25 protein-coding genes and 2 pseudogenes are annotated in these 26,918 nt (G+C 69.8%); 11 read left to right on the top strand and 16 right to left on the bottom strand.

Features of this window, described 5'->3' with window-relative positions:
- Nucleotides 1-2 precede the first annotated feature (2 nt).
- The 6 genes from PV396_RS22835 to PV396_RS22810 are packed head-to-tail and all read left to right on the top strand — an operon-like array spanning nucleotide 3 to nucleotide 6,800.
- Complete coding sequence (locus PV396_RS22835; protein WP_416071457.1) at nucleotides 3-1,343, top strand: O-antigen ligase family protein; 1,341 nt, start codon at nucleotides 3-5, stop codon at nucleotides 1,341-1,343.
- Nucleotides 1,340-3,094 (top strand): murein biosynthesis integral membrane protein MurJ, encoded by a 1,755-nt coding sequence (gene murJ, locus PV396_RS22830; protein WP_319207308.1) that lies wholly within the window; start codon nucleotides 1,340-1,342, stop codon nucleotides 3,092-3,094. The genes PV396_RS22835 and murJ overlap by 4 nt, the downstream gene beginning before the upstream one ends.
- Nucleotides 3,030-3,830 carry a polysaccharide deacetylase family protein gene (locus tag PV396_RS22825; protein WP_416071456.1) on the top strand — a complete coding sequence of 267 codons (801 nt, stop codon included), beginning with the start codon at nucleotides 3,030-3,032 and terminating at the stop codon, nucleotides 3,828-3,830. Before murJ ends, PV396_RS22825 begins: the two co-directional genes overlap by 65 nt.
- Nucleotides 3,831-3,835: 5 nt before the next feature.
- Nucleotides 3,836-4,990, top strand: coding sequence for a glycosyltransferase (locus tag PV396_RS22820; RefSeq protein ID WP_319207304.1), 1,155 nt, complete (start codon nucleotides 3,836-3,838; stop codon nucleotides 4,988-4,990).
- Nucleotides 4,987-5,640 carry a lipopolysaccharide biosynthesis protein gene (locus tag PV396_RS22815; RefSeq protein ID WP_319207302.1) on the top strand — a complete coding sequence of 218 codons (654 nt, stop codon included), beginning with the start codon at nucleotides 4,987-4,989 and terminating at the stop codon, nucleotides 5,638-5,640. The genes PV396_RS22820 and PV396_RS22815 overlap by 4 nt, the downstream gene beginning before the upstream one ends.
- Nucleotides 5,637-6,800 (top strand): GNAT family N-acetyltransferase, encoded by a 1,164-nt coding sequence (locus PV396_RS22810; RefSeq protein WP_319207299.1) that lies wholly within the window; start codon nucleotides 5,637-5,639, stop codon nucleotides 6,798-6,800. Before PV396_RS22815 ends, PV396_RS22810 begins: the two co-directional genes overlap by 4 nt.
- A gap of 25 nt (nucleotides 6,801-6,825) precedes the next feature.
- Here the strand turns inward: PV396_RS22810 and PV396_RS22805 are convergent, their stop codons facing one another.
- On the bottom strand, nucleotides 6,826-8,166 hold the full coding sequence (locus PV396_RS22805; protein WP_319207297.1) for a glycoside hydrolase family 26 protein: 1,341 nt from the start codon (nucleotides 8,164-8,166) through the stop codon (nucleotides 6,826-6,828).
- Nucleotides 8,167-8,368: 202 nt separating this feature from the next.
- On the opposite strand from PV396_RS22805, the gene PV396_RS22800 reads away from it, so the two are divergent.
- Entirely contained in the window at nucleotides 8,369-9,634 is a 1,266-nt protein-coding gene (locus PV396_RS22800) for an ATP-grasp domain-containing protein (protein ID WP_319207295.1), read from the top strand.
- Nucleotides 9,634-10,887: an NAD(P)-binding domain-containing protein gene (locus PV396_RS22795; RefSeq protein WP_319207293.1), complete on the top strand. Its 1,254-nt coding sequence runs from the start codon at nucleotides 9,634-9,636 to the stop codon at nucleotides 10,885-10,887. Before PV396_RS22800 ends, PV396_RS22795 begins: the two co-directional genes overlap by 1 nt.
- Nucleotides 10,888-11,447: 560 nt before the next feature.
- On the opposite strand, the gene PV396_RS22790 is transcribed toward PV396_RS22795, so the two are convergent.
- The 10 genes and pseudogenes from PV396_RS22790 to PV396_RS22745 form a co-directional block, all read right to left on the bottom strand.
- The gene (locus PV396_RS22790; protein WP_319207292.1) at nucleotides 11,448-12,137 is read right to left on the bottom strand and encodes an LPXTG cell wall anchor domain-containing protein; all 690 of its coding nucleotides are present in this window, start codon (nucleotides 12,135-12,137) and stop codon (nucleotides 11,448-11,450) included.
- Between the two features lie 695 nt (nucleotides 12,138-12,832).
- On the bottom strand, nucleotides 12,833-13,096 hold the full coding sequence (locus tag PV396_RS22785) for a hypothetical protein (RefSeq protein WP_319207291.1): 264 nt from the start codon (nucleotides 13,094-13,096) through the stop codon (nucleotides 12,833-12,835).
- Between the two features lie 232 nt (nucleotides 13,097-13,328).
- Nucleotides 13,329-13,604 carry a hypothetical protein gene (locus PV396_RS22780; protein ID WP_319207290.1) on the bottom strand — a complete coding sequence of 92 codons (276 nt, stop codon included), beginning with the start codon at nucleotides 13,602-13,604 and terminating at the stop codon, nucleotides 13,329-13,331.
- A gap of 337 nt (nucleotides 13,605-13,941) precedes the next feature.
- Entirely contained in the window at nucleotides 13,942-14,214 is a 273-nt protein-coding gene (locus tag PV396_RS22775) for a hypothetical protein (RefSeq protein WP_319207289.1), read from the bottom strand.
- A 362-nt stretch (nucleotides 14,215-14,576) separates the two neighbouring features.
- Nucleotides 14,577-14,855, bottom strand: a complete 279-nt coding sequence (locus PV396_RS22770) for a hypothetical protein (RefSeq protein ID WP_319207287.1) — start codon at nucleotides 14,853-14,855, stop codon at nucleotides 14,577-14,579.
- 172 nt (nucleotides 14,856-15,027) lie between these two features.
- Entirely contained in the window at nucleotides 15,028-15,390 is a 363-nt protein-coding gene (locus PV396_RS22765; protein WP_319207285.1) for a hypothetical protein, read from the bottom strand.
- A 117-nt stretch (nucleotides 15,391-15,507) separates the two neighbouring features.
- Nucleotides 15,508-15,736: pseudogene (locus PV396_RS22760) on the bottom strand (long-chain fatty acid--CoA ligase); the annotation flags it as partial.
- Nucleotides 15,737-15,852: 116 nt separating this feature from the next.
- Nucleotides 15,853-17,448 carry a vWA domain-containing protein gene (locus tag PV396_RS22755; RefSeq protein WP_319207283.1) on the bottom strand — a complete coding sequence of 532 codons (1,596 nt, stop codon included), beginning with the start codon at nucleotides 17,446-17,448 and terminating at the stop codon, nucleotides 15,853-15,855.
- 156 nt (nucleotides 17,449-17,604) lie between these two features.
- Complete coding sequence (locus PV396_RS22750) at nucleotides 17,605-18,498, bottom strand: ABC transporter permease (protein ID WP_319207412.1); 894 nt, start codon at nucleotides 18,496-18,498, stop codon at nucleotides 17,605-17,607.
- Nucleotides 18,499-18,509: 11 nt separating this feature from the next.
- Nucleotides 18,510-21,176 (bottom strand): alpha/beta fold hydrolase, encoded by a 2,667-nt coding sequence (locus tag PV396_RS22745; protein WP_319207281.1) that lies wholly within the window; start codon nucleotides 21,174-21,176, stop codon nucleotides 18,510-18,512.
- 147 nt (nucleotides 21,177-21,323) lie between these two features.
- On the opposite strand from PV396_RS22745, the gene PV396_RS22740 reads away from it, so the two are divergent.
- The 3 genes from PV396_RS22740 (at nucleotide 21,324) to PV396_RS22730 (ending at nucleotide 23,544) form a co-directional block, all read left to right on the top strand.
- Complete coding sequence (locus tag PV396_RS22740) at nucleotides 21,324-21,740, top strand: GNAT family N-acetyltransferase (RefSeq protein ID WP_319207278.1); 417 nt, start codon at nucleotides 21,324-21,326, stop codon at nucleotides 21,738-21,740.
- A gap of 104 nt (nucleotides 21,741-21,844) precedes the next feature.
- Nucleotides 21,845-22,690, top strand: coding sequence for a hypothetical protein (locus PV396_RS22735; protein ID WP_319207277.1), 846 nt, complete (start codon nucleotides 21,845-21,847; stop codon nucleotides 22,688-22,690).
- A 497-nt stretch (nucleotides 22,691-23,187) separates the two neighbouring features.
- Nucleotides 23,188-23,544 (top strand): hypothetical protein, encoded by a 357-nt coding sequence (locus PV396_RS22730; RefSeq protein ID WP_319207276.1) that lies wholly within the window; start codon nucleotides 23,188-23,190, stop codon nucleotides 23,542-23,544.
- A gap of 30 nt (nucleotides 23,545-23,574) precedes the next feature.
- Here the strand turns inward: PV396_RS22730 and PV396_RS22725 are convergent, their stop codons facing one another.
- The 5 genes and pseudogenes from PV396_RS22725 to mmsA form a co-directional block, all read right to left on the bottom strand.
- The gene (locus PV396_RS22725; RefSeq protein WP_319207274.1) at nucleotides 23,575-24,012 is read right to left on the bottom strand and encodes a glutaredoxin domain-containing protein; all 438 of its coding nucleotides are present in this window, start codon (nucleotides 24,010-24,012) and stop codon (nucleotides 23,575-23,577) included.
- Between the two features lie 161 nt (nucleotides 24,013-24,173).
- A complete protein-coding gene (locus tag PV396_RS22720) occupies nucleotides 24,174-24,602 on the bottom strand; it encodes a DUF4265 domain-containing protein (RefSeq protein WP_319207273.1) in 429 nt (142 codons plus the stop codon).
- 17 nt (nucleotides 24,603-24,619) lie between these two features.
- Nucleotides 24,620-24,940: a 4a-hydroxytetrahydrobiopterin dehydratase gene (locus PV396_RS22715; RefSeq protein ID WP_319207272.1), complete on the bottom strand. Its 321-nt coding sequence runs from the start codon at nucleotides 24,938-24,940 to the stop codon at nucleotides 24,620-24,622.
- A 3-nt stretch (nucleotides 24,941-24,943) separates the two neighbouring features.
- Nucleotides 24,944-25,314: pseudogene (locus PV396_RS22710) on the bottom strand (Twin-arginine translocation pathway signal); the annotation flags it as partial.
- A gap of 95 nt (nucleotides 25,315-25,409) precedes the next feature.
- A complete protein-coding gene (gene mmsA / locus PV396_RS22705; protein WP_319207269.1) occupies nucleotides 25,410-26,912 on the bottom strand; it encodes a CoA-acylating methylmalonate-semialdehyde dehydrogenase in 1,503 nt (500 codons plus the stop codon).
- Nucleotides 26,913-26,918 lie beyond the last annotated feature (6 nt).

Below are 26,918 nucleotides of genomic sequence, written 5' to 3'. Positions count from 1 at the left end.
CAGTGAGCCACAGCCCCGCGCCGGCGTTGCCGCGCCGAGTGCCCTTCACGCACCTCGCGTCGTTCGCCCCGCTTCTGCCCGTGATCCTGGTGATCGCCCTGCTCGCGCTGCCCGCCGCGCAGGGCACCGACGGCGGGGCGACCCCGGCCGACGCGGTCTCCGGGCTCGTGGTCCTCTTCTGCGCGATCCGGCTCGTACGGGAGCGGCGGCGCCCCCTGTCCCGTACGGCCGCCGTGGTGCTCGGGCTGCCCGTGGTCGGGCTCGCGGTCGCAGCCGTCGGGGCGTCCTCGCCGGCGGCCGGGATCGGGGGCCTGGGGCGCTACCTCCAGATCTTCGTGCTGGTCCCGGCCTCCATCGTGCTGCTGGTCCGGGACCGGCGCGACTTCCGGGTGCTGGCCTGGTCGTTCGTAGGGTTCGCCCTGTTCCAGGGAGCGGTCGGGGTGCATCAGTTCGCGACCGGGACCGGCGCCTCCTTCCAGGGCGAGGAGATCCGGGCTGTGGGCACGTTCGGGCCCGCCGACGTGATGGGCATGGCAACCGTGGTGGCCTTCGGGCTGATGTGCGCGGTCGGGCTGGCACTCGGGGCGACCGCCGCCCGGCAACGGGCCGTTGCCGCCGGCTGCGCCCTGGTGCTGCTCGCCCCGCTCGCGGTCTCCTTCAGCCGGGGCGCCTGGATCGCCACGACGGCGGCCTGCACGCTGCAGCTGGCACTGGCCGGGATGCGGCGCGCGCTGAAGGTGGGCGCGGTGGTGACCGCCTCGGCGGTGATCCTGGTCGGCGGCCTCGGCATCGGTACGGCGATGCTCCAGGAGCGGGTCAGCAGCATCACCCAACTCGCCGACGACCCCGACCAGTCGATCACCGACCGGTACACGATGTGGGCGGCGGCGACCGCCATGTGGAGCCAACACCCGCTCACCGGCGTCGGGTTGAAGGGCTTCACCGAACACCGTGATGGACACGCCTCGTTGGCCCTGTCCTCGGGCAGTGACACGGAGGGCGCGGGCGCCGCGTACCGCAAGCAGCCGCTGCTGTCCCCGCACAACATGTACCTGCTGGTGCTCAGCGAGCAGGGCCTCATCGGGCTGCTGTCCCTCGGGGGCAGTTGGCTGGCACTGCTGGTGTGTGGCCTGCGTGGGCTCGTACGGGCGCAGCGGCCGGCGTCCGGCGGCGGGCTCGACTGTGCGCTCGTCGCCTGCGGCCTGCTGGTCTGGCAGTTGACCGACTTCCTGTACGCCGACATCGGCGGGCCCGCGACCGTGCTGACCGCCCTCGCCTTCGGGCTCGTCGCCTGGTGGGCCCTCGTCGGCGGCGACGACCTGCTCAAGGCCTCGGCGCGATGACCGTGACGCCTCCTCGAGCGGAGGGAGAGATCAGGGTGACGCTGCCCGCGGCACGCGCCGCTTCGCCGGCAACGGAGGGCAGCCGCGCCAAGAAGCACAGCGGCGAACCCGCCGAACTGGCCCCTGTTTCCGGGAAGTTCCTCGCCAAGGCCACCCTCGTCACGGCCGTCCTCTCGGTCGCGGGCGCCCTGCTCGGGCTGGCCCGGGACCAGTCGCTGGCCCGGCTTTTCGGGGCGGGCAGAGACACGGACGCCTTCCTGGTCGCGTGGACCGTGCCGGAGTTCGCGGCGACGCTGCTCATCGAGGACGGGCTGGCCTTCGTCCTGATCCCGGCGTTCAGCGTGGCGCTGGCCCGGCGCGCCCAGGGTGCCCCGGGCGATCCGGTGCGGGCGCTGGTCGCCACGACGCTGCCCCGGCTGGCGCTGGCGTTCGCGGCGGTCGGCGCGCTGCTGATCGCCACCGCTCCCTACCTGGTCGAGGCACTCGCCCCCGGCCTGCCCGACCCGTCGCTCGCCGTGGACTGCACCCGCCTCACCGCCACCTGCGTGTTCAGCTTCGGGCTCGCCGGGTACTGCAGCGCGGCCCTGCGCGCGCACCGGCGGTTCCTGGCTCCGGCGGCGATCTACGTCGCCTACAACACCGGCATCATCACGGCGATGTTCGTGCTGGGCGGGCGCTGGGGGGTGCGCTCGGCGGCGGTCGGGGTGGCGGTGGGCGGCGCGCTGATGGTCGTCACCCAACTGCCCTCCGTGCTACGGCAGCTGCGGCGTCGCCGGTCGGCCGTGCCGGACGAGGTCGTGGTGAAGGAGGCGTCCGGTGCGCCAATGGCGTTCGGACACGTCGCGCCGGTGCTGCTCTTCGCGCTGACCCGGCAGTCGCAGGTGCTCGTCGAACGTTTCCTCGCCTCCACCCTGCCCGCCGGGGCCATCTCGCATCTGAACTACGCGCAGAAGGTCGCCCAGATCCCGATGACCCTGTCGCTGATGCTGTGCACGGTCACCTTCCCGGTGGTCGCGCAGGCGATCGCGGAGGGCGACACCGAGCGGGCCCGCAGCCGGGTGGAGCGCGATATCGCGCTGGCCGCCTGGGTGGTGCTGCTCGGCGCGGCCTCGGTGGTCGCCTGCGCGCCGCAGATCATCGAACTCCTCTTCCAGCGGGGCGCGTTCACCGCCCGGGACACCGAGGCGACGGCCACCGTGATGCGCGTGTACGCGCTCGGGCTGCTGGGACACACACTGGTCGGCGCGCTCATCCGCTCGTACTTCTCCTCGAACCGGCCCACCTGGTATCCGCTGGCCGCGATGACCGCGGGAGTCGTCGCGACGTCCTGGATCGGCGCGTGGACGGTCGGTTCGTTGGGGGTGTGCGGGATCGCCACCGCCAACGCGGCCGGGATCACGCTGTCGGCCGCGCTGCTGCTGTACGGCATGGGTCCGCGCAGTGTGCCGATCCGGACCCGCCGAGTGCTGGCCGAGCTGAGCAAACCGGTGCGCGCGGCGTTGTGCGCGACGGCCGCGGGGGCGTTCGTGACCAGCCGGATCGACGGGCCCGTGGCGGGACTCGCCGCCGGTACGGCGACCGTCACCGTCGTCTACTTCCTGCTCGGCCTACTCATGCGGGCCCAGGCCGTGCAGAGCTTCGTCCTCGCACTCCGTTCCGCACGCTCCATGACCCGAAGGGTTCCGCATGTCCGCAAGCGCACCCGCATCCACGCCCGCCCCCGTCCCCGCCGCCGCGACCGAGCCCGCTGACCGCAGCCGAAGATCCGCCCGCCCCGGTTCCGTCCCCTGGGTGGCGATGTACCACTCCGTGGGCGACTGCTCGGACGACCCGTACCGCGTCACTGTCACGCCCGAGCGCCTCGACGCCCAACTGCGGTGGCTGCACCGGCACGGGCTGCGGGGCGTGGGCGTGGCCGAGCTGCTCGCCGCCCGTTCCCGAGGCGAGGGGCGCGGGCTCGTCGGGCTCACCTTCGACGACGGTTATGCCGACTTCCTCACCACCGCCCTCCCGGTACTCGAGCGTTGGGACTGCGGCGCGACCCTCTTCGTCCTGCCGGGGCGGCTCGGCGGGGAGAACGTCTGGGATCTGCTTGGCCCGCGCAAGCCGCTCCTCACGGCGGCCGGCATCCGTGCCGTCGCCGCGGCCGGGGTCGAGCTCGGGTCGCACGGGCTGACGCACGTCGACCTGACGAAGGCGGACGATGAGCTGCTGCGCGCGGAGGTCGCAGACAGCAGAGCGATGCTCTCGGAGTTGAGCGGTGCTCCGGTCGAGGGCTTCTGCTATCCGTACGGGACGGTTGACCAGCGGGCAGTCGACGCCGTGCGGGCGGCCGGTTACGGATACGGCTGCGCGATCGACCCCAGGCAGCTGAAGGGCGTCCACGTTCTCCCCCGCGTCCACATCGGCGAGAACGACACCGCCGTACGCCTGCGTCTCAAGTACCGGCTGCACCGGCTGCGGCGTCGACCGGTCCGGGGGGTGTGACGGCGGTGAAGGCCCTGCACATCATCACCGGACTCGGCGTCGGCGGCGCCGAGCAGCAACTCCGGCTTCTGCTACGGCACTTGCCGGTCGACTGCGATGTCGTGACGCTCACCAACCCGGGCTCTGTCGCCGACGGCCTGGTCGCCGACGGCGTCCGGGTCGTGCACCTCGGCATGGCCGGCAACCGGGACCTCGCCGCCCTGCCCCGCCTGGTCGACGTCATCCGCGCCGGCCGCTACGACCTCGTGCACACCCACCTCTACCGGGCCTGCGTGTACGGCAGGATCGCCGCGCGGCTCGCGGGCGTACGGGCGATCGTCGCCACCGAACACTCCCTGGGCGACTCGCAGATGGAGGGGCGGCGGCTGACCGCCGGGGTCCGCGCGCTGTACCTCGCCAGCGAGCGGCTCGGCAGCACCACCGTCGCCGTGTCCCCGACGGTCGCCGGCCGGCTCCGCCGCTGGGGTGTGCCCGCGCCCCGCATCGAGGTCGTCCCCAACGGCATCGACCTGGCCCGCTTCCGCTTCGACCCGGTCGCCCGTCGCCACACCCGCGAGCGCCTCGGGCTGCCCGAGGGGGCGTACGTCGTCGGCGGCGTCGGACGGCTCGCATCGGGCAAGCGCTTCGGCGACGTCATCGGCGCCCTGGCCCAACTCCCCGACGACTACTATCTGTTGCTCGTCGGTGGCGGCCCTGAGGAGCACGTCCTGCGGCGCACCGCGAGTGAGGCGGGCGTCGCCGACCGGGTGCTGTTCACCGGCGAACGGCCCTACGTACCGGACGGCACCCCCGGCCCCGACCTGCCCTCCCTCACCTCCGCGATGGACCTGCTCGCCTCCCCCTGCCCGGAGGAGGCCTTCGGCCTCGCGGTCGTGGAGGCGCTGGCCGCCGGGCTGCCCGTCCGGTACGTGTCCTGCCCGGCGATCGAGGACCTCCCCCCGGAGGTCACCGAAGGCGCCCAGCGCGTACCCGGCGGCGCGGACTCCTTCGCGCGCGCCCTCACCGAGGCCCGCGCGCTGGGCCCACGGGACCGCACACCCCCCGCCGCCGCCCACCGCTACGACATCACCCGCAGCGCCGCCCAGCTCATGGACGTGTATGCGGCGACCACCCGCTCGATGACACCGTCCCCGTCACCCCAGGGAGCCCCCTCCTCATGACCGAGAACCCCAGCGGAGCCCCCCGCCTCACGCCCCGCACCCGCACCCGCGCCCTGCTCCCGTGGACCCTCCTAGCGGCCGGCGCCGTACTCGGCGGCCTCCTGGGCGGCGCGTACGGCACCTTCAAGCCGCCCACCTATACGGCCAGCAGCTACGTCATCGCCGTACCGACCGAGAAGTCCGATCCGGCGTCCGCGCTCGGTTTCGCGCAGGCGTACGGGCGGGTCGCCACGCAGCTCGCGGTACTCGGGGACGCCCAGGCGTTGGCCGGCGTATCGGTGTCGACGCTGCGGAAGAGCGTGCGGACGGCTACCTCGCCCGACGCGCCCATGGTCGCCGTGTCCGCCACCTCCCCGCGCCGCGACCGCGCCGCCGCCATGGCCAACGCCGTGGCGCGCTCCCTCACCCTGCACGCCAACGACACCAAGAACTCCACCCACGTGGAGCTGCTGGAGTTCTCGCGCGCGGTCAAGCCGGCCCAGCCGTCCTCGGCCTCGGCCAAGGTGACCGGACTGGTCGGCGCGAGCGCGGGCGGACTGCTCGGCGGACTGGTGCTGCTGGTGCGGCCCCGGCGACGTACGGAGGATCCGGCACCGGCGGCCTCCGTACCGGGCCCGGCCGTCGCCGCCGATGCACACGGACAGCTGTGACGGTCACGACCACGGGCGCCCTGCGCACCGAAGTCGTCAGCGACGAGGCCACATTCGCCGAACTGGCCCCGGCGTGGGGTCGGTTGTACCGGCGATGCGGCCCGGCGACCCCGTTCCAGAGCCATGCCTGGCTGCACTCGTGGTGGCTGTCCTACGGTGTCGCGGGCCGGCTGCGAGTCGTCGTGGTCCGCGATCCGGAGGGCGAACTCCTCGCCGCCGCGCCGCTGATGCGCGTACACCGCCCGCTGCCCGCCCTGGTCCCGCTCGGCGGCGCGATCTCCGACTACGGTGATGTGCTCCTCGACGACGAGGCGGCTGACGAGGCCGCCGACGCCCTCGCCGAGGGACTCTCCGACGCCTCCCGCACCGCCCTGATCGACCTCCGCGAGGTCCGGCCGGGCGGCGCGGCGGAACGCGTGTACGAGCGCTGGCGTGGTCCGCGCCGCCAGGTGAGGGACTCCCTGTGCCTGGAGCTGCCTGCCGTCTCGATGGACGGCCTCGTCTCCCGCCTCCCCCCCTCGAAAGCCCAGCGGGTGCGTGCCAAGCTGCGCAAACTGACCGCGCTCGGCGTCGAGCGCCGCGTCGTCCGCCCCGACGAGGTCGACGCGGCCCTGGCCCGCCTCCTCGAACTCCACCAACTCCAGTGGCAGGGCCGGAAAGTGACGTCGGAACATCTCCAGCCCCGGTTCCACGAGCACCTCGCCCGGTCGGTGGGGCCGATGGTGCGCTCCGGGGACGCCGTGGTCACCGAGTTCCGCCTCGACGACAGCGTGGTCGCCGTCGACCTGACGCTGCTGTCGGGACGCCTCGCGGGCGGCTATCTGTACGGCGCCCATCCCGGCCTGCGGAAACGGAAGGCGGACGTCGCCGTGATGCTGCTCGACGCCTGCACCCAGCACACCGGGGCGGGCGGGCACGGCACGCTGAGTCTGTTGCGCGGTGACGAGCCGTACAAGCACCACTGGCGCCCCGAACCCGTCGTCAACCAACGGCTGTTGCTGGCCCGGCGGCTGACGGCACCGCTGATGTCGGCGGTCGTGTGCGATGTCGCCGCCCGCAGCCAGGGCAAGGAACTCCTGCGCCGACTGCGGGAACGCGACGGAAGCGGAAGCGGAAACAGCGACGGAGGGGAAACCGGCAACGGTGGCGGCGGATCGTGAACGACCCGCCGCCACCGGGCGGTCATCAGTTGCGCGACCACCAGTCGAAGCGCAGGCACAGCCTCCCGCCCAACCAGTACTCCACCCAGTCACCCAGTTCCACCGGCGAGCAGTTGGGCGGCGGCAGCGGCACGGGCGGGGTGACCGGGTCCGTGGGCGTCGGCGGCTGCGGGGTCGGGTTCGGGTTCGGTGTCGGCACGGTCGACTGCGTGTCCTTGCGGCCCGTCAGCGCCTGGCGGTACACCTGGGACGCCTTCGGATTGCTGCCGCACAGCCAGACGCCGTGCGGACAGTAGTCGGTCAGCGTGTTGTACAGCGGCTTGTGCTTGTCGATCCAGGCGAGCATGCGCCGCATGTACTCCGGGTTGTCGCCGTTGCGGAAGAGTCCCCATTCCGGATAGGAAATGGCCTTTCCATGAGCCTTGGCGAAGTCCACATGTGCCTGAAGTCCGTAGGGCTCGTTCACCTGCTCGTCGAATGACAGTCCCTGCGGCTGGTCATAGGCGTCCATGCCGATGATGTCGACCGTGTCGTCCCCCGGATAGCACTGCGGCCACGGAATGGCGTCCTTGCCCCGGGTCGGATTGAAATCGAACCGGAATTTCTGGCCAGGCACCGCACGCATGGTGGTGACGATCCTGTTCCAGTACCTCTTCCAGGCCTCCGGGTCAGGCCCGCAGCGATGGGTGTACGTAATGCCGTTCATTTCCCAGCCGAGCACGATGACGGTGTCCGGGATCTTCAGCTCGACCAGCCGCTCGGCCAGGGCGCGGAAGTGGTGATCGTAGAAACCGGCCGCGCCGCGCCTCAGCCGCACCTGGACCCGACGGTCCGAGACACCGTCCTCGTTGCGCTCCAGCATGGGCACGTTGAGGACGAACAGCCGGTCCTCCTCGGCCCGCCGCCAGTCCGCCCACACGTCGAGGAACCCGGGCAGCCCTTCGATGTTGCTCCACCGGTCACCGGGCAGGTAGGTGTGCCCGACCTTGAGATCGGCATTGCCCAGCCAGCGGCTGAGCTCTCCGATCCTGGCCGTACCCCGGGCGCCGTCGTAGCCGACGTACGCGCCGAAGGCGGGGAGGCGGGGGACCTCCGGCGGCTCCGGGGATTCCGGCGGCGGGGACTTGGGGGGCTCGGGATTCACCGGAGGTACGGGGGTCTGGGGCGCGACCGGCGCGACCGGCGTCACCACCCCGGCGGCTGGTGTCGGCCGCGTGGTCATGGCGCTGCCCGGTACGGGGACGGGAGGATCGGCCACCCCCGCGCCCACGGCCTGTCCCCCCGTCGCCAGGACCGCCGACGCGGCGACCGTCGCCGCCAGGAACGCCAGCCGTCCGGTGCGGGCCCGTCGCTTGTGTGGGGCCATGCCTGCTCCTTCCTCCACTCTCGTACTCCCTGTTCTCACACCGCGTTCTCACACCGCGTGTTTTCGCACTGCCTGATCTCATCCTGCTTTCCACCTACTGACACTCAGTCATATAAGTATGAATTCCGCCACCGCGCCTAGGGCTTTCGAGTGTTCCGCTCGCCCGCACGAGTGAACCGACCCGAAGGAAACCCGAATACACATGTCCGTTTCGCTGCTCGACACCCGCGTCCCCGCCGTCCTCGTACGAACCGACCGGAATCCCTTTCACCACGGAACACTGGGCGCCGTACGCTCACTCGGCAGGGCGGGCGTCGACGTCCACCTGATCGCCGATGTCGGTGGAAGCCCCGTACGCAGATCCCGCTTCGTACGCCACCTGCATCCGCCGCCGCCACTCGGAGCTGCCCCCGCCGACATCGCCGACGCACTGTTGCGGGTGGCCGCCCAGATCGCGCGGCCGGCCGTCCTGATCCCGCTCGACGACGCGAGCGCCGTCGCGGTGGCCCGGGCCCGGGCCGAGCTGACGCCCGCCTACCTGCTGCCCCAGCAGCCCGGCGCGCTGGCCGAACGGGTGGCCGACAAAGCTGAACTGGCTGCCGTATGCGCGACCGTGGGCATCCCCCACCCGCTGACACTGATCCCGGACAGCGCGACCGAGGCCGCCGCCGCGGCTTGGCGACTGGGTCTGCCCACGGTGGCGAAGTGGAGCCGGCCCTGGCTGCTTCCGGCGGACAGCGACCTGCGCAGCACGGTCGTCGTACGCTCGGCGCGGCAGGCCGGTGAACTGTTCCTGCGAACGGAGGAGGCGGGCAGCCGACTCCTTCTCCAGGCGTTCCTGCCGTCCGGACCGGACCTCGACTGGTTCTGCCACGGGTACGCCGACCGCACAGGGACCATCCACGGCGGCGGCGCCGGCCGCAAACTCCACGCCTGGCCACGCGGCGCCGGACTGACCGCCGTGGGCCACTGGACACCGAACGCGCAGGTGCGGGCGCTCGCCGAACGCGGCGTCGGTGAACTGGGCTACCGGGGCATCTTCGACCTCGACTTCCGCCGCTGCGCCACCACCGGCGACTACCACCTGCTCGACTTCAACCCGCGCCCCGGCGCCCAGTTCCGGCTCTTCACCGACACGGCCGGGCTGGACGTCATACGCGCCCAGCACCTCGACCTGACCAACCGTCCGATGCCCGAGGGGGCGCCCCGGCCCGGGCGGGCGTTCGTGGTCGAGAACTACGCGCCGCTCAGCGCGCTGCGACCGGCGCCGGCCGGCCGTGAACTGGCCTGGCACGCCCCGGACGACCTCGCGCCCGGCTGGGCGATGTGGGCCCTGTGGACCCGGCACGCCTGCCGCCGTCTGCCGGCCCGGCTGCGCTCGGCCGCGACGGCACCCGCACCGACGCGTGTGGTCCGCCAGGCGGCCACGCCGATCCCGACCGACGACGAGAAGGCGAGTAGTTGCTGATGTACGACCTACTGGTGGTGGGCGCCGGCCCGTACGGCCTGTCCATCGCGTCCCATGCCGCGGCCGCCGGACTGAACCTGCGCGTCCTCGGGCGACCCATGGCGTCCTGGCGGGACCACATGCCCCGCGGCATGTTCCTGAAGTCGGAACCCTGGGCCTCCAACCTCGCGGACCCCGGGGGCCGTTGGCAGCTGGACGCCTACTGCGCGACCCAGGGTCTGACGGCGCGCCACGCCGAACCGATCCCGGTGGCGACGTTCGCCAAGTACGGCCTGTGGTTCGCGCACCACGCCGTACCCCACGTGGACGAGCGCCTGGTGAGCCGGGTGACGGCCCGCCCGGCCGGATTCGAGGCGGTCACGGAGGACGGAGAGGTACTGCACGCCCGCACGGTGGCGCTGGCGGTAGGCGTCATGCCCTTCGTGGAGGTGCCGTCCCCACTGCGTGGCCTGCACCCCGCGCTCGTCTCGCACAGCAGTCACCACAGTGACCTCGACCGCTTCCGGGGCAGGGACGTCACGGTGATCGGCGGCGGCCAGGCGGCCCTGGAGACCGCTGCGCTTCTCGCCGAACAGGGAACGCGTGTACGGGTACTGGCCCGAGCCGACCGGCTGTCCTGGAACGATGTGCCACCGCCATGGCAGCGCCCCTGGTGGCAGTCGGCCCGCGCCCCGCACAGCGGGCTCGGCTGCGGCTGGCGCAACTGGTTCTACGCCGAGCGTCCGGACCTGTTCCGTCGCCTCCCCGAGTCGACCCGCACCCGCATCGCGACCACAGCGCTGGGGCCGGCGGGTGCCTGGTGGGTGCGGGACCGGGTCGAGCCGGTGGTGGAGATGCTCCCCGGCCGCGAGATCGCCGCGGCCCGTGCGGTGGGGGGCGGCGTACGTCTGAAGACGGTGAGCCGGACTGGGGAACTGAGCTTCGTGCATACCGAACACGTAATCGCTGCAACGGGGTTCCGCCCGACCCTGGACCGGCTCGACCTGCTCTCCACCGAGTTGCGCGCGAGCCTGACAACAACAGCCGACCGCTCCCCCGCTGTCGGGCGGGACTTCGAGTCCTCGTGCCCCGGGCTGTTCCTGGCAGGCCTGCTGACGACCTCCACCTTCGGCCCCGCCATGCGGTTCGTCCACGGAGCGACCTTCACGGCGACGACGCTCGTACGAGGAGTACGCCAACGACTGCGCAGCTCCGGCCCGCCCGCTCAAGTGATCCCGGTACCGGTGGGTCAGGGGTGCACAGAAGCACCTTGACAGCTCCCCGTCCCTGAGGGGGGATTCCTGGCTCAGGCCGCCACCTGAAGCAGCGCTCCAAGAGGTCTTACGATCTCGACACCAGCAGGGTTCAGACCAGCACGGACGAGCATCCCGCGGCGGAATTCTTGTTCCTGGGGACATGGCTTCGCCCGCGGTGCAGGTGTGGGTACGTTCCTACAGAGCGCGAAGGGGTGCCTCCCATCGCTTTAGGGCTATGGGGGGCACCAGGCGGACGTCCCGCCCGCGCTTGCCGCCCATCTCGGTCAGCGCCTGCTTTGGTGGCACCGACCGCGAAATGTCCGCCGCGGCTTCCGCCGGTGGCGGGGCCGCACTCTCTCCGTGGCGTGGGACTTCTTCGCACACGCCCCCGTCCCACCCACTCGTTCCGGCTCCCCAGAAGACCGGAACGCCGCGACGCTCCGCCGACCGACACAGGATGCGATTCCTCCCTGGCGTGAACGCCGGGGAGGAATCGCAGGAATCAGGTGAAGGACGCGCCGTCGACGGAGGGGGTGCCAGGCGCCGAAGGCGCTTCCTCCGGCACCCCGAGCGGAGCACTATTGACGGGACCCGGCACGGCCTCGTCGGTACAGGATGGCGCCGCTCGTCAACAGCAACACGGCGATGCCCGCCGCCGGCAGCACCTGCTCGTTGGCGCCGGTCTCGGGCAGGCCGGGCGGTTGCGTCGGGGGCGAGGCCGGCGGCGTTCGCGGCGGGATGCTGGCTGGAGCGGTCGGGGGCGGCGACGCAGGCGGTGACTTCACCGGTGGCGTGGTGATGGGCGGTGACACCGGCGGCGTGGTGGGGGGCTTTGTGGGCGGTGTGTCGCCGTAGCCGCCGTCGCCGTAGCCGCCGTCGTCGCCGTAGCCGCCGTCGCTGTCGTCGCCGCCGTCGCTGTCGTCGCCGTACCCGGCAGCTTCGCCGTGATCACTGTTGCGTCCGTGGTCGCCGTGCTCGTGGTCGTCAGCCGAGGCCGAGTCGTGGGCGGCGCGCTGCGACACGCTGGGGTTCGCACGGCCCATGCGGGAGTTCACGGGGGACGGGTCGGGCGCGGCGCCTACATCGCTGGTGTTGGGTCCCGCGTTCGCCGGACCGTTCTCCAGGATCTGGAGGCCACTGTCGTCGGGCGAGACAGCAGACGTGTCGGACAGGGCGCCGAGTGTGCGCCCCGGGGCCTCCCGGGGGGCCGAGTCCGCGAACGCCGGGATGACATACAGGGACAGCACACTCGTCGCGGCGGCGGTCACGACCATTCCCCTGCTCAGGTTCTTTCGCAATCTCGTCGTCTTTCTGATCGAATATGTAGGAAGATCCGGCCGACGCGGCAGTCAGTTCCTCCTTTTCTTCCCACCGTTGCGTCGGGAAGCGATTTCACGCCTGCCGTAGTTTCGTCGCCACCCGATTTTCCGGCTGGTCCAGTGATGGGACCCGGTGAAGTGCCAGTACTGACAGTCAGAGCATCGGTAGATACGATCCGGGATCCTGTCGAGCAGCGGCTGTCTGACCAGCCAGATCCTCGCCTCGGATTCAGTACGGAACGACGCCTTCCCCGTCTCCGGGCAACGCGGCAGGATAATTACATCAGTCATGTCCCCTCCGAGGCGCGATTCGGCTCGAGTTCCCCTTCCACGGAAGGATGGAATCGATGACACCTCAGCAGTAAACCCCCGGATCAAGCGGGCACCCGCCTTACGGATGAGTAGCCATCAAGCTTCATCCGAATGGCCCCGCATTGGCCGCTGATGTGAATTGCGCTGATCGGACGATATCTGGCGAACATGCCACTCTGTTCGATCCTGGAAGAAACGCCGATCTCGATATATGCAAAAAAGTCAGCGGCCATCAGGGGAGCGATGGCCGCTGTCTGCACCGGATCGACTCCGCGCACGCACGGAGACATCCGGCTTCATTCAGTTCTCAATCCGCCCCGGGATCCCCTGGGTCAGCTACTGCCACGCTCTTGATTGACCTGCGTGCAGAAATTTCCGATATTCGTGACGCTGTCCCCCAGGACGGTGATCGGCACATTGGCCTCGACCAGGGCGTTGGACCTGTACTCCTGGTCACACTTCAGCAACTGCGCGTTTTCGATGGCGGCCTCGGGCTGGTCGTCTCCAGCGCAGTGAGCCTGGGCGATCCCGGACCCCGCCAGGCCGATACCACCGATAGCGGTTGTCACCAGCATGATCCTCTTGAACCTGTGCACGCATAACTCCATTGGATTGACTCGCGGCCACTACAAAACGCCGTGGCTCCGTCCAGAACGGCAAAGGAGATGTCGAGCTTCTTGCATCTCGACATCTCCTTTTCTACGAACTAATGCCGCTACCCCTTCGACCCGGAGTCACCGGATCGATCAGAGTGTCCGACGCGACAAGTATGGGAGCAACGGGTTTCGCACTGAAGGCGCGAGACCCGGTTCCCCGCCGTACGTCGGTTCAGTCTTCGGGGTTGGCCGCCGAGCAGAAGTTGCCGACTTTCTGCTCCGCGTCGCCAGTGGCGACCGTCGGAAGGGCGGCGAAGGCGGCGCCGGCGTCGAACGACTGCTCGCACTCCACGACCTGCAGGTTGTCGGCGACAACCGGGCCGTCGTAGTCGAGGCCACCGTGGGCACTGGCAACCCCGCCGCCCACAAGGCCGAGACCGCCAACCATGGCCACTACGGCAGCGGTCTTCTTGAGCTTGTTCATCACGTCTCCGATTTCTTCACGCACACGACCCTCCTTACGGACCGTGTCCGGCTCGTCACAGACGCTAACACGAATTTCCCCCATTCCGCCATTTCAGACACGCCAGATCGAATAGGACCAATCAAGCTATGCACACCTTTTACGACAACCAGAGTAGCCCGATGATCCGGTTGACCGAGATTTGATATCGCGGGCTGCCCCGACGAGCCTGCCACAAGACAGGAATTGCGCAGACACGCAGGGGCTCCCCGTCGACCCGCAGCAAAAAAGCCCAAAACAAAGCGCCCCGGGAAGGTCAACACCCTTCCGGGGCGCCAGTCAGCCTCGGGCGGCAGCGCCGCCCGCAGGCACCACAGCCCGGTCAGTCCTCGGTGTTGACCGCCGAGCAGAAGTTGCCGATGCTCTGCTCCCCTTCGCCACCAATGGTGGGAATAGCACTGAAGGCGGTGCCGCCGTCGAACGACTGCTCGCACTCCACAACCTGCAGGTTGTCGGCGACGAAGGGGCCGTCGTAGTCGAGGCCGTCATGGGCACTGGCAACCCCGCCGCCCACAAGGCCGAGACCGCCAACCATGGCCACTACGGCAGCGGTCTTCTTGAGCTTGTTCATCACGTCTCCGATTTCTTCACGCACACGACCCTCCTTACGGACCGTGTCCGGCTCGTCACAGACGCTAACATGGATTTCCCCCATTCCGCCATTTCAGACACGCCGAATCGAATAGGGCCAATCAAAGTTATGCACACCTTTTACGACAACCAGAGTAGGCTGGCGATCCGGTTGACGGAGATTTGATGTCGCAGGTATGCGAATTACCCCCGCCCTATCCCGGATCACCCAAAAACAAAATGCCTCCGGCGGGCAGTGGGAACAAGGGGCATGCCTTGTTCCCACTGCCCGCCGGAGGCGTTTTGTTCGCGCCCCGGAATCCAACATCCTTCCGGGGCGCCAGTCAACCTCGGGCGGCAGCGCCGCCCGCAGGCACCACAGCCTGTTCAGTCCTCGGTGTTGACCGCCGAGCAGAAGTTGCCGATCTTCTGCTCCCCGTCACCAGTGATGGGAGGAGAGGCGGTGAAGAGGGAGCCGCCATCGAATGTCTGGTCGCACTCCACGATCTGCAGGTTGTCGATCGCGGACCCGAACGGGTCGTCGTAGTCGTGGCCGCCATTGGCGCTGGCAACCCCGCCGCCGACAAGGCCGAGACCGCTGACCATGACCGCTACGGCCGCAGCCTTCTTGAGCTTGTTCATCACGTCTCCGATTTCTTCACGCACACGACCCTCCTTACGGACCGTGTCCGGCTCGTCACTGAAGCTAACACGGGCCTCTCGTGACCCACCATTTCCGATACGCCCGACCGAGTGACACAAATCGAGTTACGAGCCTTTTGGCGCAACCGACTTACGGGACCCGGGCGGATCGCGGGATGGGTGGCGGCCGTTTCGCTCAAGCGGGCGCCGGCAGGCGAACGGCAGCAGGGACGCAGACGGTGCCGGTCTGGCCGTTGGCCACCAGCGTGGCGCAGGCTTGCGCGACCTTGGGCACGGTGAGAGTGGCCACCTGCTGGACATCTGCCTGAACAGTCCGCCGCAGATTTGCGAGTTCGACGCCATTCGCGGTGATCGTCACATCGACGGTCTGCGTCTCGTGGCAATAGATGCTGACGGTGATCGCGCTGGTCGCCGCGCTGTCGACCTTCTGGAGGCCGACCGCGCAAGGGAAGTCCTGCTGCTGCGCGGCGGCCTGTGCGGGCGCGGCGGCGAAGAGCGGTGCTGATGCCAGCAGCACGGTGGCCGCTGAACGGAGCATGCGGTGAGGCAAAGGTCCTCCGGGGAACTGGGGCAGCCGCCAACGGGCGGTCGGCCCTCGATCGTGGCACCCAAATGCGAGTTAGGTGCCTTTTCAGGGTGATACGACCATAGAGCCCAGAACCATGCAATGCGGGTGCGCCACCCGGACGACGATGCACTGGCCGATCGGGGGTCCCGCGGGCGGTCTTCCAGGGCGGCCGGGGAAACGTTCTTGCCGCCGGAGGTGATGAGGACGTCCTCTTGCGGCTGGTGATGGGGGGACAGACATCCTCATCGAGCGCGCCGAGGTCGCCGGTGGCGAACCAGCCGTCGGTGAGAGCGGCGTCGGTGGCGGCCGGGTTGTCCAGTAGTGCCTACCCCTCGCCCCTAGCGGCACGACTGTCCGCAGCACGACAGACAGACCCGCCCCTGCCGCCGCCGGGTGGGCGCCGCACCAGCGGTGCGACCGGCCGCAGCGCGGTCATGGCAGCATGCCGTCCGCCGTTTCGATCGCGTCGGCCAGGTCGTACACGTCCTTGTCCTCGTGGTCCCTCGCCAAGTCGTGGGCGTGGTAGGAGAGTTCGCTGATGGAGGGGCGGCCCGGGAGGCCGGACCAGCGGGCGTCGGACTGGCGGAGGCTGTCGGCGAAGTAAGCGGCTACGGCGGCTACTTGGAGACCGTACGGGGAGGCGGCCCACAGGTCGCCGTGCAGGGACGAGGCCTCCATGTCGGCTGATTCCTCGTGCGGGGTGCGGCTGTCGGGGTCGAGCCAGCGGACGGTGGCGGTGGCGAGGTGGCCTTCGGCGCCGGGCTTGGTGCGGACGGCGTAGAGGGCGGTGGCGGTGTGGCCGGGGCCAACCTCGCCGCCGTCGACGCGGTCGTCGCGGAAGTCCTCGTCGGCGACCTGCCGGTTGTCGTAGCCGATCAGGCGGAACTCCGCGACCGTCTGCGGGTCGAAGGAGACCTGGGCCTTGGCGTCGCGGGCGGTGAGGTCGACGTGGCGCGGGAGTTCCTCGCAGAAGACCTTCTCGGCCTCTTCCTCGGTGGAGACGTACGTGGTGTGGCCGTCGCCCCTGTCCGCGAGCTGTTCCATGAGGGCATCGCCGTAGTCGCTGCCGACGCCGACACCGAAGAGGGTGATGCCGTGCTCGCGGCGTTCGCTCGCGATGCGTTCGAGGATGGTGTCGGCGTCCGTGGAGCCGGTGTTGGCGAGGGCGTCGGAGAGGAGGACGACACGGTTGGTGGCACCCTTGCGCAGGCCTTCGACGGCGGTCTCGTAGCCGGTCTCGACGCCTGCGGCGAGGTTGGTGGAGTCGGTGGGTTCCAGGCTGTCGACCGCCTCACGGAGCTCGCCGCGGTTGTTGTCGAGGCGGGTCATCGGCAGGACGGTCTCGGCCTCGTCGCTGAAGGTGACGATGGCGACGGAGTCGTCGTCGCGCAGCCGGTTCGTCATCGTGCGCAGGGCGTCCTGGGCGAGGTCGAGGCGACCTGGTTCGGACATGGAGCCGGAGACGTCGATGACGAAGGTGAGGGCGGCGGGCGGGCGTTTGCTGTCGCCCTCGGCGGCTCGGGTGGCGAGGCCGACGCGGACGAGGGACCAGTCCTCGCCGTTGGTGCGGGCGCCGTCGACGGTGACCGAGAAGCCGTTGCCTTCGGGGCGTTCGTAGTCCTGGCGGAAGCTGTTGACGAACTCCTCCGGCCGGACCGTCGACGGGTCGGGGCGGTGGCCGTCGGCCAGGGTGCGGCGCGCGTAGCCGTAGGAGGCGGTGTCGACGTCGAGGGCGAAGGTGGAGAGGTAGTCGGGGGACGGGGCGAAGTCTCCTTCCCTCTCCCCCTCCGTGTCGCCTTGATCGCCGTTCAGTCGGCCGTCCTGCTGTTCGCCGGAGCCGTTGCTCTGGGCGGGCGCGGGCGCGTAGCCAGAGCCGCCCCCGGAGTCCTGCCGGCTGTCCGCTTTGCTGCTCTGGCCGCTGTCGTCGGTGTCGCCGCCGCATCCGGTGAGCAGCAGGCCGCTAGCGGCTGTCAGCGCGATCAGCGTGCCTTGCAGGCGCCGTGTTCGGTGGATCCGGGTCCGCTCCATCTGCCGTGCCCCCTCCGTCCGTTGACGTCGGCGACGTCAACTCCTGTGACTGTGACGGCGGAGAGGGCCGGAATGTGCGGTATGGAGTGTTGCGGATGAATCTCGAAGTGGCCACGAGGGGCGGCCGTCGAGACCGATTGGTGATCCTTCGGTGACCTAGGAGACGACGTCCTTGCGGGCGAAACCCCTGAAGGCCAGGGCGAACAGGATGAGGGCGTACGTTATCGAGACGGCCGTGCCCTGGATCATGCCGCCCCACTCCGGGCGGGGCTGGATCGCGTCGGCCCAGGCGAACTGCCAGTGCGCCGGCAGGAAGTCGCGCCAGTCGCCGAGAGCCGTCACGGCGTCCAGGACGTTGCCGACGATGGTCAGGCCGACCGCGCCGCCGACCGCTCCCAGGGGTGCGTCCGTCTTCGTCGACAGCCAGAACGCCAGCCCGGCGGTGACCAGTTGGGACACGAAGAGGTATCCCACTACCACCACGAGGCGCTGTGCCGCCGTGCCCGCGGCGAGCGAGCCGCCGGTGGGGATCTCCAGTGGGCCCCAGCCGTAGGCCGCTGTGCCGACCGCGATGGCCACCACCGGCAGCAGGATCATCGCGCCGAGGCTCATGCCGAGGGCGACGGCGAGCTTGGACCAGAGGAGGCGGGCGCGTGGCACGGGGGCCGCGAGCAGATAGCGCAGGGAGGACCAGCTCGCCTCCGAGGCGACCGTGTCCCCGCAGAACAGGGCGACGGGGATGACGAGCAGGAAGCCCGCGGAGACGAAGAGGTTGACGGCGACGAAGTTGGCGCCGGACGCGGTGGCCGTGTCCATCAGGGTGACCTGGCCGTTGCGGCCGCCGGGCTCGCCGCCGATCGCGAACGCGGCGACGAGGATGAACGGCAGCGCGGCGAGGATGCCGCCCATGACGAGCGTACGGCGGCGCTTGAGCTGGCGGACCAACTCGACGCGGAGGGGCAGTGTCCGCCGGGCTCGGTAACCATCGGCTGTCTCGGCCCGCTCCACGAGCGCGCTCGGCGTGTTCGTGGAGTTCGTCGTATTCGTCATGTTCGTCGTGCTCATGCGGAGCCTCCGATCAGGGTGAGGAAGGCGTCCTCGAGGCGGCGGTGGGGGCCCACGGACTCCACGGGTACTTCGAGGCGGACGAGTTCGACGACCAGGCGCTGGGCGCTGCCGTCCTCGGGGGCCAGGCGGACCAGGAGGCCGTCGTCGGTCCGTACGGCGGAGACGATGCCCGGCAGTGCGGCGACCTTCTCGACGACCGGTTCCTCCACAGGGTCGGCGGTACCGACGAGCAGCGTGTCGCCGGAGCCGACGATCTCGCTGACCGGGCCCGCCTGGACCAGCTTGCCGCGGTCCATGACGACCAGATGGGTGCAGGACTGCTCGACCTCGGCCAGGAGGTGACTGGAGACGATGACCGTGCGGCCGGCCTCCGCGTACCGGATCATCACCTCGCGCATCTCGCGGATCTGGGGCGGGTCGAGGCCGTTGGTCGGTTCGTCGAGGATGAGGAGGTCGGGCAGGCCGAGCATGGCCTGGGCGATGGCTAGGCGCTGGCGCATGCCCTGGGAGTACGTGCGGACGGCGCGCGCGAGGGCGTCGCCGAGGCCCGCGATCTCCAGGGCCTCCTCCATGTGGGCGTCCGCGACCGGGCGGCCCGTGGCCTGCCAGTACAGCTCCAGGTTCTCGCGGCCGGAGAGGTGCGGGAGGAAGCCGGCGCCCTCGACGAAGGCGCCGACGCGGGAGAGGACGGGGGCGCCGGGGCGGATGGCGTGCCCGAAGACGCGGATCTCGCCACCGTCCGGCTTGATGAGGCCCATCAGCATGCGCAGGGTGGTGGTCTTGCCGGCGCCGTTGGGGCCGAGGAGTCCGAGGACCTGGCCCTTTTCGACGCGGAACGACAGGTCCCGTACGGCGTACCGGTCCGACGACTTGGCGTACCGCTTGCTCAAGTCGGTGATCTGGAGGGGGACTTCGGCGAGGTCGGGGTCCGGGGCGGAGGGTTCCGCCGTACGCCGGCGGCCCGAGAGGAGCAGGGCGAGGGCGATCGCGGCGCCCGCGAGGGGCAGCCACCACACCCAGGCGGGCAGCCCGGCCGAGGCCGTGGTGACGCCGGGGGCGGTGGGGATCCTCAGGTCGCTCTTCACGGAGACGGTGTACGTGGCCGGGGCGGCCGGTGACGCGTAGCCGAGGTCCGTGGAGGCGAGGACCAGGCGCAGACGGTGGCCCTGTTCGACCTCGTGGTCGATGGCCGGGAGGGTGATCGTGACGTCCTTGCCCTGCTTGGCGCCCTCGACCCGGAGGGGGGTGACGAGCTGGCCGGGCAGCACCTGCTGCCTGCCGTTCGCGGAGACGTCGTACACCTTGGCGAAGAGGACAGCGTCCTCGCTGGTCGACTTGACGTGGACGGTGACCGTGGGGGAACCGGTGACGCGTACGTCGTCGGTGACCGGCGCCGATTCGAAGCGGGCGTTCTGTCCCGGGAAGTCGAGGGAGAGGCCGACTCCGAGCGACGAGAGCTGGGAGAGGCCGCCCGCCGCGCCGAGGCCGGGCAGGGAGGAGACGGCGGGCGGGGCCGCCCCGGCCGGGTTGTCGAACGTCTGTTCCTTGCCGGTCAGGGGGAACGCGCGCTGTCCGCTCTCCAGGCCGGGGTACGTGTCCGAGGTGGCGCCGCGCAGGGTCGCCGCGCCGTCGGTGGAGTCGATGCCGCCGGTGCGGGTGACGCGGAAGGCGGGGCCGGTGTCGGCGGCCTTGTCGTCCTTCAGGTAGCGGTCGAACCAGGAGGTGACCCGGGACTCGACGCGGCTCGTCTCCAGGTCGCCGCCGTCATGGCCGCCCGCGATCCAGTCGATGTCCACGGGAGCTTTGTTGGCGCGGATCGCCTTCGCGGCGGCGTCGGCCTGGCCGAGGGGGAAGAGGGAGTCGGTCTGGCCCTGGATCAGCAGGGTGGGGACCTTGATGCGGTCGCCGACCGCGGAGGGCGACCGTTCGGTGAGGAGTTCGGTGGCCGCCGCGTCCGGTTTGCCGGCCTCGGCGACCCGGTCGTACATACGGCAGAGCGTGGCCTCGAACTTCTCGCAGCCGCCGCCGGTGTTGATGAAGATGCCGGCCCACTGCTTCTTGAAGACGCCGTTCGGGAAGAGGGCGTCCGCGAGGTTCCAGTAGGTGATCGCGGGTGCGATGGCGTCGACCCTGTCGTCGTACCCGGCGGCGAGAAGGGAGATGGCGCCGCCGTAGCTGCCACCGGCCATGCCCACGCGCGGGTCGCCGCTCTTGTCGAGCTGGACCTCGGGGCGCTTCGCGAGCCAGTCGATGAGTTTCGAGACGTCGGCGACCTCGGCCTTCGGGTCGTTCAGCCCGATCTTCCCGGTCGATCTGCCGAAGCCCCGGGCGGACCAGGTCAGCACCGCGTATCCGTCGCGGGCGAGGTTCTGGGCCTGGGCGCGCATGTCGTCCTTGCTGCCGCCGAAGCCGTGCGCGAGCAGGACGGCGGGGCGGCGGGACGTGTCAGAGCCCGCCGTGAAGTACGAGGTGTCGATACGCACCCCGCCTCCGACATCCATGACCCGGTCGGCGCGGTGCACCGCGGGCGCGTCGTCCGAGGCGACGGCCGTCCACGTACCGGCGCCGGCGAGGAGGACGACGGCGGCGGCCACGACGGCGATCAGCCGTCGTGGCCGCCGGGGCCGCGCTCCCCGCAGTCCGGGCATTCGAAGATCCATGCGTCAACGGTACGGGCCGCCGCTGACATCCGGGGCAACCGCCGGTCGGAACCTCCCGCCATCCTGCGGGCGTACGACAGGGGGCCGACGTACTCCAGCCGTGGTACGAACGGGGCCTTGCAGATTCGATCGACGGAGGTCCGGTCCATGGAGATTCGCCGCGCCATGAAGGCTGCCGAGCTGGCCGCCGCCGAACACCTCTTCGACAACCCGGTCCGCCCGGAGTGGGCGGACCGCTTCCTGACGTCCACCGGACACCACCTGTACCTGGCCTACGACCCCGCCGAGGACGCCCCGGTCGGCTTTGTGAGCGGCGTCGAGACCATCCACCCCGACAAGGGCGCGGAGATGCTGCTGTACGAGCTGGGGGTGGCCGAGGCGTATCGACGCAGGGGGATCGGGCGGGCCCTGGTGCGGCGACTGGCCGAGGAGAGCCGTGAACGCGGCTGCTACGGCATGTGGGTGCTGGTCGACACGGACAACGAGGTCGCCCTCGCCACGTACCGGAGTGCGGGCGGGAAGGACGACGGGGCTTGTGCGGTGGTGGGGTGGGAGTTCGGGTAGGGCGCGGAGAGGCACGCGGAGTCGAAAATCCGTCGCAGCAATGTCGGTCCCTCGCACTACAGTTCAGTGTTCACAACGGACATAGAGCTATGGGGTGGGGACACATGAAGCTGCGGCACACCGCTGCCTGGGCGGGGTTCACGGCGGTGACGATGGTCGCGGCCTCCGGGTGCGGCGGCCAGAGCGTCAAGCACGCCGCCGAGGCGGTGGACGACACCGGCGCGATCATGGCGGCGCTGGCACGGGCCACCGACCGGACCGAGGCGCTGGGTTCTGCCGAGGTGTCCATGACCACGGACCTCGGCAACGGCAAGGCCCCGATTCCCATGCAGGGCACGTACTCCTGGGGCGACGGGTTCGCGTACGACGTCGAGATGGACACCAAGGCCGCGCAGATGCAGGACGTCCAGGACGCGCCGACCATCCGCATGCTGTTCGTGAACGGCGACTACTACTACGACGTCGACCCGCAGCCCTCCGGTCCGCTCAAGGGCAAGGAGTGGATGAAGCTGGACGGGTCGGTCGTGTTCGGTGAGAAGGGTGCCCAGGCCTTCGACGGGAACGCCGGCGGCGGCAGCCCTTCGGCCACCATGCGCAGCCTCAAGTACGCGCAGAACGTGGAGGACCTCGGCGAGCAGACTCTCGGCGGACAGCGCACGACCCACTACCGGGCCGTGATCGACGCGAGCGGGATGGGCAGGTTCAAGGACGCCTACGGCGACAAGGACAACCTCGTCAACTCCATCACCGGGGGCGGGACTTCCATCGACATGGACGTCTGGGTCGACGCCAAGGACCTGCCGGTGCGGATCAAGCAGGTGATCGGGAAGATGACTGTCACGATGGACTTCCGAAAGTTCGGCGCCACGACAGACGTCAAGGCACCGCCGTCGGCACAGACCGCGGACGTCAGCGATCTGATCAAGCAAGGCGCTGGAAAGCGGGGCTGAGCGGCGGCTTTCGGGAGTGGGTTCAGCCAAGGAGGACCTCCGCATCTGCGGGATTCGTGAAACAGGACAGTCCGTCTCCCGCCGCCGTTCCTCCCTGCCGCCGGGTCCCCGCGTGCGGGAACAAGTCGGCCGACGCACCCTGAAGCCATGAAGAGTCGGACCCCGTCAGGCCCACCGGAAGGTCGCTGAAGAACGCGGACGACAACGAAACGCCTCCTCGCCCATTGCATTTCCGGTGGAGCATCCTGAGCCATGCGGGTGCGGCCCTCGCCGGTGTCTTCGTGGGTTTGCTGATCGGCGTCACAGGCAGCTCCAGCACCGACAAGGCAGCCCCGTCAGCCACGGTCACCACAGGAGCGACCACTACACAGACCGTTACGACCAAGCCCGGAGCGGGAGAGTCTCTCGCCTACTCCTCGTCACCCGGTCCCGTTGCCTGAGACACCTGGAAGCTGAGGAACGACGACCCGGCCAAGCCCTTCGAAGGCACCCTGACCGTGCTGGACTACAAGCAAGGCTTCACCTCGGTCGGTAACGCCAGCCAAGAGTCCGGTGACCCAGACTATGTCTGGGCGTACGCAGACCTGAAGCTGTGCGCGGAGAAGGGCTCGTACACCGACAGTTCCTTCAGCTGGACGCTTTACTACAGCGACGGTAGCCGCATCAACCGGTCCGGCACCACGTACGGCGACTTCCCCAAGCCCGAGTACCCGACCGACGTCACAGTGACTGCCGGCAAGTGTGCTCGGGGGAAGCTGGTGTTCTCGGTTCCCGGCGGTGGGCGTCCGCAGTCCGTTCTGTACGAGCCTGAGGGCTTGGACCAGCCGAGGGAATGGACGATCCCGAAGGCGTGACCGGGTGCCTCCGTAGGGCGCGGTTTCTGATCACGCTGAGGGGGAGAGCTGTTCGCGCACCCATTCGGGATCGGGGTTGGTGTGGGGCTGACCCGCCACGACGACGGTCGGCACGGTCTCGTTGCCGTCATTGGCTGCTCTCACCGTTGCCGCTCCTGCCGGGTCGCGCCAGATGTTGACCCAATGCAACTGGCGGGCACTGCGGCCCAGCCGGATGCGCAGTCGTATGCAGTACTTGCAGCCCGGCCGCCAGAAGACGACCGGTCGGCCGTCGACCGCGCTGCGGTGTTGTGCCTCCTGCGCACCGATCGACCTCGGGAAGATCAGGGGTGAGTTCACGCCGACGAGCGTCAGGAACGCCAGCAGGAATGCTGCGGCTGCGCCGGGGCTTCCCTTCAAGGTTTGCCCAGTCGCGACGGCTGAGCCGCTGAGCACCAGCAGCATCGGCAGGATCCAAGCGCGCATCATGGTGATGAAGGCTATCGATGCGTCGAATTGCTCCTCGAACCAGGCCGCTTTCGAGTGGGAGGCAGGGCTCGAAGTGCAGGGTCGGCAGGCTCCCGCAGAAATCAGGCGCCCCACCATTCGCCGGTGCCACAGCCGACCTCGTAGTGCCACCACTCCTCCGATTACCCCCGTGCCAGGAGAGCCTTGATGCCGGCGAAGTCCGCGCCTGCCGGCACGGTGAAAGCCACCATGGGGAAGCCTTCGCTGAAGACCTCGCCTCCAAGCCCGAACGGCGAAAGACGCTCGTGGACCGCCTGTGGGCTGTCGCCCAAGGGACCGGTGGGTATGGGCACGACACGGACTGTGCAGTTGCCGGCGGAGCTGACCTGTCCGACAGCCCAGTGGAGCCCGTCGGAGTCGGTCTGGTACTTCACCACGTCGCCCTCGGCGACCCCGTCTTGAAGGAAAGGGGCATTCTCAACACGGGCCGTGCCGTCGCTCAGCTTCGTCGCAAACAGGCCCTCGGTGTCCTGCGGGAACCACCCCTCGCGAGGGACGAACCGGAACCAGACCTTGATCTTCTCGACCACGCTCTCCATGACGGTCATCATGCGCCGAGCGCCAACGGTCAGTCATCGAGGGGCACGGCCCCGTGCGCCGCCGCGATACCGTCGATGCGCGCCGCCAGGTCGAAGTCCGCAGCCGTCAGCTTGTGCCCGGCGTCATGTGTGGTGATCGCGAACCGGGCCCTCCCCCACCGCAGATCGATATCCGCGTGATGGCCAATGAGCCGCTCGACGTCCGCGACGTGCACGATCATCGCGACCCCGCCGTGATAGCGGATGCCGAACGAGCGGCTGATCTCGTCGCCCTCGCGCCGCCATCCCGGCGTTTCTCGTAGGGCCGCCTCGATCTCGTCCTCCGTCAGCGGCACCGGTGCGTCTGCCACGCTTCAACTCCCGTCGGTCACAGGCGCCAGGACCTCCGCGAGTTCCCGGCCGACCGGGGCATCCTGCCATGGCCGCATCGCACGCTGAAGGGTGATCAACTCCCGTCGCATACGCGCCGAACGGGTCTCTACGGCGATGCCGACGACCACGCGGGAATCTCCAGCGCATGATCCGGCTCACCCGCCCCGGCCGCCGCTGTCGCATGCCTGGCCATGTAGACGCCGCGGTCCCTGCGCGCGGTCCCGGGAACGATCTCCAGGACCTGGTCCCACAGGGACACGGCTTCCTCGCCGAGGCCGAGGCGCCCGTAACAGGTGGCGCGCTGCACTTCGAGGTAGCCGGGCGTGCGACGGCAGGCGTTGCCCCACGGCATTGTCGGGAGAAGGTGGATCATGCAAACGCTCTACCGAACGACAATGCCCGCCGGCCCGGAGAAGTCCAGGTCGGCGGGCATGCGTGGGGAGTTGCTCAGTGGTTGCGCGGGAAGCCCAGGTCCACTGCCGACGGGCCGTCCGCCGGGTCCGGCCAGCGGGTCGTGATGACCTTGCCCCGGGTGTAGAAGTGGGTGCCGTCGTTGCCGTAGATGTGGTGGTCCCCGAAGAGGGAGTCCTTCCAGCCGCCGAAGGAGTGGTAGCCCACCGGGACCGGGATCGGGACGTTGACGCCGACCATGCCGGCCTCGACCTCGAGCTGGAAGCGGCGGGCGGCGCCGCCGTCGCGGGTGAAGATCGCGGTGCCGTTGCCGAAGGGGGAGGCGTTGATGAGGGCCAGGCCCTCCTCGTACGTGTCCACGCGCAGGACCGTCAGGACCGGGCCGAAGATCTCGTCCTGGTAGGCCTTCGCGGTCGTGGGCACCTTGTCGAGGAGGGAGATGCCGATCCAGTGGCCGTCCTCGAAGCCGTCGACCGTGAAGCCGCTGCCGTCGAGGATCACCTCGGAGCCTTCCGCCGCCGCGCCGGTGACGTACGAGGCCACCTTGTCGCGGTGCGCCGCGGTGATCAGCGGGCCCATCTCGGACGTCGGGTCGTTGCCGGGGCCGATCTTGATCTTCTCCGCGCGCTCGCGGATCTTCTCCACGAGCTCGTCGCCGATCGCACCTACCGCCACCACCGCCGAGATCGCCATGCAGCGCTCGCCCGCCGAGCCGTAGGCGGCGGAGACGGCGGCGTCGGCCGCCGCGTCCAGGTCCGCGTCCGGGAGGACCAGCATGTGGTTCTTGGCGCCGCCGAGCGCCTGGACGCGCTTGCCGTTCGCCGAGGCCGTGGTGTGGATGTAGCGGGCGATCGGGGTCGAGCCGACGAACGAGACGGCCTTGACGTCCGGGTGCTCGAGGAGGCGGTCGACCGCCACCTTGTCGCCGTGTACGACGTTGAAGACGCCGTCGGGCAGGCCCGCCTCGGACAGCAGCTCGGCCAGCTTCATCGCCGCCGACGGGTCCTTCTCGGACGGCTTCAGGACGAAGGTGTTGCCGCACGCGATGGCGATGGGGAACATCCACATCGGCACCATCGCCGGGAAGTTGAACGGCGTGATGCCCGCGACGACGCCGAGGGGCTGGCGGATGGAGGAGACGTCCACGCGGCTCGCCACCTCCGTCGACAGCTCACCCTTCAGCTGCACGGTGATGCCGCACGCGAGTTCGACGATCTCCAGACCGCGGGCGACCTCGCCCAGCGCGTCCGAGTGCACCTTGCCGTGCTCGGCCGTGATCAGCTCGGCGATCGCGTCGCGGTTGGCGTCCAGCAGCGCGCGGAACTTGAAGAGGATGGTGCTCCTCTTCGCGAGCGAGGACTTGCCCCAGGTCGCGTACGCGTCCTTGGCGGCCGCGACAGCGGCGTCGACCTCGTCGACCGTCGCGAAGGCGACGTTCGTGGTGACCGCGCCGGTCGCGGGGTCGGTGACCGGCCCGTACGTGCCCGACGCGCCCTCGACGGTCTTGCCGCCGATCCAGTGGTTGACGATCTTCGTCATGCCCAG

The organism is Streptomyces sp. ME02-8801-2C, from assembly GCF_033793965.1.
In the GTDB taxonomy this organism is placed as follows: domain Bacteria; phylum Actinomycetota; class Actinomycetes; order Streptomycetales; family Streptomycetaceae; genus Streptomyces.
This window is presented reverse-complemented; position numbering and strand designations above follow the sequence as displayed.